Source organism: Pseudomonas sp. UBA3153, assembly GCF_002364635.1.
GTDB lineage: Bacteria > Pseudomonadota > Gammaproteobacteria > Pseudomonadales > Pseudomonadaceae > Pseudomonas_O > Pseudomonas_O kuykendallii.
In genome coordinates, this window is record NZ_DEYR01000082.1 from 79,153 (window position 1) to 85,638 (window position 6,486).

General features: G+C 46.9%; 6 protein-coding genes. 5 read left to right on the forward strand and 1 reads right to left on the reverse strand.

The genetic code is table 11. The features are described 5' to 3' along the window. Positions 1 to 9 precede the first annotated feature (9 nt). The 5 genes from B2X67_RS18230 (at position 10) to B2X67_RS18250 (ending at position 5,844) form a co-directional block, all read left to right on the forward strand. Positions 10 to 642, forward strand: coding sequence for a trimeric intracellular cation channel family protein (locus B2X67_RS18230; protein WP_286786370.1), 633 nt, complete (start codon positions 10 to 12; stop codon positions 640 to 642). 181 nt (positions 643 to 823) lie between these two features. Further along, positions 824 to 1,456 carry a hypothetical protein gene (locus B2X67_RS18235; protein WP_286786371.1) on the forward strand — a complete coding sequence of 211 codons (633 nt, stop codon included), beginning with the start codon at positions 824 to 826 and terminating at the stop codon, positions 1,454 to 1,456. Beyond that, positions 1,453 to 3,438: a hypothetical protein gene (locus B2X67_RS18240; RefSeq protein ID WP_286786372.1), complete on the forward strand. Its 1,986-nt coding sequence runs from the start codon at positions 1,453 to 1,455 to the stop codon at positions 3,436 to 3,438. Before B2X67_RS18235 ends, B2X67_RS18240 begins: the two co-directional genes overlap by 4 nt. Next, entirely contained in the window at positions 3,438 to 4,400 is a 963-nt protein-coding gene (locus B2X67_RS18245) for an ATP-binding protein (RefSeq protein WP_196702984.1), read from the forward strand. Before B2X67_RS18240 ends, B2X67_RS18245 begins: the two co-directional genes overlap by 1 nt. Then, on the forward strand, positions 4,387 to 5,844 hold the full coding sequence (locus B2X67_RS18250) for a hypothetical protein (RefSeq protein WP_286786373.1): 1,458 nt from the start codon (positions 4,387 to 4,389) through the stop codon (positions 5,842 to 5,844). The genes B2X67_RS18245 and B2X67_RS18250 overlap by 14 nt, the downstream gene beginning before the upstream one ends. A 397-nt stretch (positions 5,845 to 6,241) precedes the next feature. On the opposite strand, the gene B2X67_RS18255 is transcribed toward B2X67_RS18250, so the two are convergent. After that, positions 6,242 to 6,486, reverse strand: a 245-nt coding sequence (locus tag B2X67_RS18255) for a hypothetical protein (protein ID WP_286786374.1), incomplete at its 5' end; no start/stop codon positions are given.

Consider the following 6,486-nt stretch of genomic DNA (forward strand, 5'->3'; position numbering starts at 1 on the left):
GCCCGGACCATGCCGTCATTCTTCTATCTGTCGGACCTGTTCGGCGTAGCCGTATTCGCCATCACGGGAGCGCTGATGGCCGGACGAAAGTCCATGGACCTGTTCGGTGTCTTGGTGATCGCCATCATCACGGCAGTGGGCGGCGGTACGTTGCGGGACATGATCCTGGGCAACCATCCGGTCAGCTGGGTGCGCGACGACACCTACATACTGGTCGCGTCGCTGGCGGCCATTTGTACGGTGGTGTGGGTCCAGCTGACCCGTCCGATCCATGAAAACGGCTTGCTGATTGCCGATGCCTTCGGGCTGGCGGTCTTCACGGTCATCGGCACCGAGGTGGCATTGGCTCATGAAACGTCCGCGAGCACGGCGGTGATCATGGGCGTGATGACCGGCGTTGCCGGCGGTGTGATGCGCGATGTGCTGTGTAACGAGATTCCGCTGATTTTTCAGAAGGAGATCTACGCAACCGCGTGCATCGTTGGATCGCTGACGTTTCTCGGCTTGCGCGCGATGGAGATGCCGCACTGGCTGGATACCGGGATAGCGATGGGAGTGGTGTTGGCGATACGTCTGGCGGCCATTCGCTGGCATCTGTCGTTGCCGAGTTTTCATTTGCTGGATCGACACATGACCGTATAACTAAAACCTAGAAATAGCCTATCGGCTCACTCGTAACAAATTCAAAGTCTTAGTTGATTGTTTGAACAAACCACATTAATCAATTCTAGGAATTAGTTTAAATTTCTATAACTAATTTCTGGAAAAATAGTGAGCGTTAACTAAAGTCTAGAAAAAGAGAAGAGACCTCTAGGAGAGGGGCATGAAGCCAAGCCTATCCGCCAAGTCCAGTGCGCGAGACTTGGTACACAAGGCATATCGTGCTCGTGGGCACAGGGCTAATAACCTGTGGCTTGTATATAGCCCAAAAACTGATAGAGACTGGCTTCTTAATTCCGATTTGCAATACATCTACTGGCTATATTTTCTTGAGTCTGACAAGACTGTCGCCGATTTCGAAATATTTGAGCGCAAGGCAGAGTCCCCTGACTTCCTAGTCAACTACCGTGATGGTTCGTCAGAAGTTCATTTCGTTAAGAGTAATAAGTCTGAGGTTCCGGAGTCATATCCTGTTGAGGGGCACAATTTATCATGCAGGTGTTTTGACTATGAAACCCTTGATGCGGTCGCTATTGAGGCTCTACGTTGGGCGAAACCTTTAGCGTTTGCGGCAAGTATCAGAGGCGAGCAGCACATAAACCTTATGAATGCAGTTGCATTTTACTTCGGTAGAGTCAGGGCTGGGACTATAGGAGATGTGGTTTCTCATCTCGGCGAGTATGATCACGCAGAAGTTGTAGGAGCGATTATTCGCCAATATTCAAGAGGTTTCATTAAAATCTCACTAGAAAGTGGCCCTTTCAGTTTGAATACTTGCTGGGAGATCTCAGCATGAAGGCCATCATCAACTCAAGTCATGTCAATGATCCTATAGATAGTTGGCCACGTATCGATGCGGATACACTGACGCCAGATGATAAGGAAAAATATACACAGAGGTGCATGGCTGTACAAATGCTGATGGAAGGCAGGCCTCTGGATGAAATTCAAGCAAAATGCAACATAAAAGCGTCAAATATTTATTACTACCTAAATAGATGTAAAGAGTTAGGGGATGATGGGCAAATTTTAGGGTTTAGAGCACTACTGCCCAGAAGGCATCTTGCGCTATATACAAGAGTTAAATATGAATCACCTAAGCTTCCTGAAGCCCAAGGAGGGTGCTCTGGACTGTTTTCAGCTCTACTTAATAAGTTTCCGGGGATTGAGCAAGAGCTCCAGACCAGAATTAAAAAAGAGCAGTCCAGAAGCATTATTCATGAACACATGATTCGCCCGAAGACACTGCACAAGATATTCATATCACTACTTAAGGAGAAAGGGGTTACTGATAGCGAGTGGCCGTTCAATACCAAGTGGCAAGGTCGTACAACTATTTTCAAGTACATGCGCACCATGTTACTTCGTGATGCGGCTTCATTTGCAACAAGGCGAGGCGTTGATGAAGCAAAAAGCAATGTCCATCTAGGGAAAAAGAGCAAGTCACTGATTAAATGTGATTTGCCATATGAGATATTTGAAGCCGATGCTCATCGCATTGACTGTCATGCAACAGTGTCCTTCGCAAACCTTAATGGTACGAAGTCGAAAATTCTGATTAAGCGCATGTGGATAATTGCTCTTCTGTGTCGCTCATCCAGTGCAATAATTTCGTACAGAGTCGTCTATCGTAGCGAAGTTGGTGCGGACGATGTTATGGCGCTGCTGCGTGATGCTGTAAACCCTGAGCACATACGACCAAAGCCAGTTATCGAAGGCTTAATCTACCCATCAAAAGGCGGACTCCCCAAAGAAGTTATTTCAGAGTGCAAGGGCGCATTATGGTCTGCAATAATGTTTGATGGTGCGCTGGCACACCTAGCGATCAAAGTAAGAGAGCGGGCAAGAAAAGAGCTTGGGTTTTCTATTAACTGGGGCTCTCCTGGTGTACCAGCAAGACGCTCCCGCGTTGAACATTTTTTTAATATTGTCTCAAAAGAATTGTTCCAGAGACTTATGTCAACCACAGGCAGCTCGCCATCGAAAGGTAGGGCAAAGGATGGTGCAGAGCTTGCCGTTGAGTACGACATTACGGCTGACGAGATCGAGCATCTATTGAGCGTTAGTGTTGCCACTCACAATGCCACTCCAACGGAGGCATTATTCAATATATCTCCGCTCGAATTTATAAAGCAAAAAATTGAGCAGGCAGGCGGAGCCTTTTTGTTTCGATATATACCTGCCAGCAAACATTCGGAAGGCAGGGAGCTGTTCTGTGACGAAAAGCTTGTCACGGTTCGTGGAAATATAAAGAAAGGACGGATGCCATATATTCAGTTCCAAGGCGTCAGGTACACCAGTTCAATTTTAAGGGACTTGGCAGAATTAATTGGTAAGAAGATAAAGATCACAATAAATGAGGCCGACTTGCGGCAAGTAAGAGCCTTTACATTGAACGGGTATCCCTTGGATATCTTGTTTGCCACTGGCAAGTGGTCTTATACAAAGCATGATCTCCGAACACGCAAGGCAATTCGATCACTACTATCAGCGAGGACAATCTTCATAAATTCGCAGCAAGACCCTATACAGGTATATCTGAGCTACCTGTCGACCAAGACCACTAAAGGGAAAAGAAAGGCCACAATACCGCCCTCACAGGCAACAGAAGCTAAGAGAGTGGCCGTAGAGGCTGATTCGAGTCTGATGTTGGTTGAGGAAGAAAAACTTGAAGAGTCCTTACAGGAATCCTTCCACTCTCGCGAATCAAGCGATCAAAAAAATATTTTAAACAAGCCCTTACCGAATTTGGCAAATATTTTAAAGGGAGGGGCGTAATGCTTGATTTGAATGATCCTGGTATTCGCGAAGATATACTGGACTCCCATCCAATTATCAAGGGGCGGTCGCTCATTCTTACGCCTATGATTGAGGATGCTTACAAAAAAATCAGAGAGAAGGTTTGGCTACGTCACTCTGGATTATTTTTGTATGCTCAGCCTCGCATGGGGAAAACCAGCTGCCTGACTGCCGTCCAGAAAATGTTGAATTATGAATACCCGGAGAAATACACGTCGCAACTTGAAGCCGATGGAACAAAGTCTGCTAACTTCATGAAGGACTTGGTTAAGGCAGCGCACTTGTTTCATAAGAGTAGGGAGCTATACCCGGAGCTTTTGGAGAGATACCTTGGGCATGTTGAAGCTCAGTTGGCTGCGGTTGATGGTGATCATTTTATATTGTTGATTGACGAAATGCAGAATGTCAGCAGGGATCACTATGGAGTGCTATTGACCATTCATAACAGGCTCAAGCAGCGTAAAATAAGTATGACTACCGTAGGTTTTGCTCAGCCACAAATCCTAAACAGGAGGAGTTCTCTATTTGTCGGAGAGGCAACCAACCTTATCGCTCGGTTCCTTAGTGAGCCTGTGCCGTTTCCCGGGTGTGTCAGCAAAGATTATTTAAGAGGGATTCTAAAAAGTTTCGATCAAGAATCTGAATTTCCCGAGGGTTCTGGCTGGACCTACACTCGATTCTTTTTTCCTTCCGCTTTTGCAGCAGGATTTAAGCTTGGAATTTATCTTGATTTAATTTGGGGTGCCTTGAGCGAAATTGACCGGGCAGGCGTCAATCATTTGCCGATGGAACACGTATTTAGAATTATCGAACATTTGTTACTGGCCAATCGACGAGATGACAGCGCTAGCTTTAGGCTTGATGAGCCCATTATAAAAGAAGCTATTGATTCGAGTGGCGTTCGTCAGTTTGTGGAGCTGATGAAGCGTGCAGCACCCTAGTCATAAAATATCGCTCAGGCTTGGCGCCCGATGCAAGGCTCCATTTGAATCGTCATTTTCGTTTTTTTTGAAGCTAATGGCCGTCAATATTATTGATAAGAGCTCGCTGTTTTCTTATATCGGCAATGGATCATGTAATGACTCTGGCCGCACTCAATACTGGTTAAGCGACTGGATTGATATGGATAAGTTTTCCATGTCTACCGGCATACCTGTGCCGGAGCTAAAAAGCAGCTTCATTGATAGTCTCGTTCCGATTAACGCTAAGCAGGTAGTCTCAGTCAGGCACTGCTCAGAGTGCTTGTTGAAAGGCTACCATAGTGTCTTTTTCTATTTGAAATTTATTACCCACTGTCCTTGGCATCAAAGGAAATTGGTTTTTTGTCGCGCATGTAGTGAAGCAATGTCGCTGGCAGGTCTCACACCTAAAAAGCACAAGGAGATTGATGGGGTTTCTTTCAGTCTAAAGCTGTCGTGCGGACATTTTTATTTTGACTCTAACCTTGGTTACGAAGTTGGCTGCAATGATTTAAATTTTTACAACGTTGTCTGTGAGTATAGCTCCAAAATTTTGAGCTGGCTAAAACGCGCCTCCTGTTGCGATGAGGTAGCAGGCGCATTTATAAGCAGCCTTTATGACGGTAAAAGCCAGAATGAACTTGGATTTAGCTACTGCGTTGAAATTTGCTCTGCCAAGATAGGCCATGCTCCTTGGGTTGGCACAGCGCCTCTAGGATGTAAAAAAAATCTTCATATTCCTCAGTCCTGCAAGTCATTTGACGGCATTAACCCATTGCCTGTACTTAAAAGCATACGGAGATACATCTATCGAGAGCATATTAAGTCACACAAGAGATGCTTCAAAACACTAATGCATATGGATGGTAAAGAATTACACTGTCTTGATATAAAATGCGCATGCGCGGTGTCTTCTGCCACGCTTGGTTGGATGTGCGCACTGGGATATGCTCCGGGGAATAAATTTGATGGCATTCAACCACTAACTGTTATGCTTGGAAGTGAAATGCCAGCCACCCTCAAACAGATTGCTTTATTGTGGCTGTCTCAATTTTATGGAATATGGGCGTCAATAGAGCATGAGTTGCAACTGGCTTTAACCCAGAAGGGTAAATTCATGATTTCTTTAAGCCCACGACGCGATCCCACGTTTGTTGATTTAAGTGGGCATTGCGTACTTATCACTTCCAGTAAGAGTGCATCTGCCGCAGAATTTACTGTTATTTTTCGCGATCCCAGCTATTTGTCGCTCAAATCATTTCAGCGTTGCCTTGGGCAACTTAATCTTGATAAGGCGGTAAGCCCTGCATCTACATGGGTCGTTTATTACTGGGCGTATGAGCCTTCCGATGAAATCATCATGCGATATTGGACTAACGAAGCTACCTCGGATCGCTCTCATTTCCGAAGCGTTTTACTGGGATGAGGGGGAGGGTGTTAATTACAACTGAGCCCATCTGCGTCGCGATCCTCTATCCATGGTTTCAGGACTCAGAGAGCGGGATGGACACAGCAGCCTACCCGGGCTGCCTAGGGGGATGGTGGTGCTAGAGCATTTTGCAGAAGGCAGAAGGCAGAAGGCAGAAGGCAGAAGGCAGAAAAAACTAACCCCCTGGTGCGCAGTACGGGTATGAGCCCGCCGGAGGCGTGGGGGTTACTCTTGGCTGTAACAATATACGGAAAACAGTAATGCGGTCAATTCCTGCGCTCTGGGCATATTGCACCGCTTACGCCATGGCCGATGCTCGGGCACAGCGTGCGGAACAGAGGTGTCAAGGCTGTTTAGTAATGCCTACCGGCCAACTAAAAGGCGTAACGACTGCTTATGGAAGGCGAAGATCGTCCCTCGACTTGAGCGCGAAGGTGTGTGGCAGTCGCAGCAGCGCCATTGCTGCCGAGTCGTAATGAAATAGCGCTTGGCGCCGGCACCGCAGCATAGGCAATCCCCTTCTTCGCTCTGATCCCAAACGCAGCTCGCGGAACAGGGCGAACGCCTCGTCGTGGCTCAATGCGTTCAGCCCCTCTTTATCGACAGCGAACGGGCTACGGGTGTAGTGGTCTACTGATC

What these genes read in the sequence shown, in the direction of transcription:
- B2X67_RS18230 (WP_286786370.1), top strand. Translation starts at nt 10, where the DNA reads ATGCCGTCATTCTTCTATCTGTCGGACCTGTTCGGCGTAGCCGTATTC.
- B2X67_RS18245 (WP_196702984.1), top strand. Translation starts at nt 3,438, where the DNA reads ATGCTTGATTTGAATGATCCTGGTATTCGCGAAGATATACTGGACTCC.
- B2X67_RS18240 (WP_286786372.1), top strand. Translation starts at nt 1,453, where the DNA reads ATGAAGGCCATCATCAACTCAAGTCATGTCAATGATCCTATAGATAGT.
- B2X67_RS18235 (WP_286786371.1), top strand. Translation starts at nt 824, where the DNA reads ATGAAGCCAAGCCTATCCGCCAAGTCCAGTGCGCGAGACTTGGTACAC.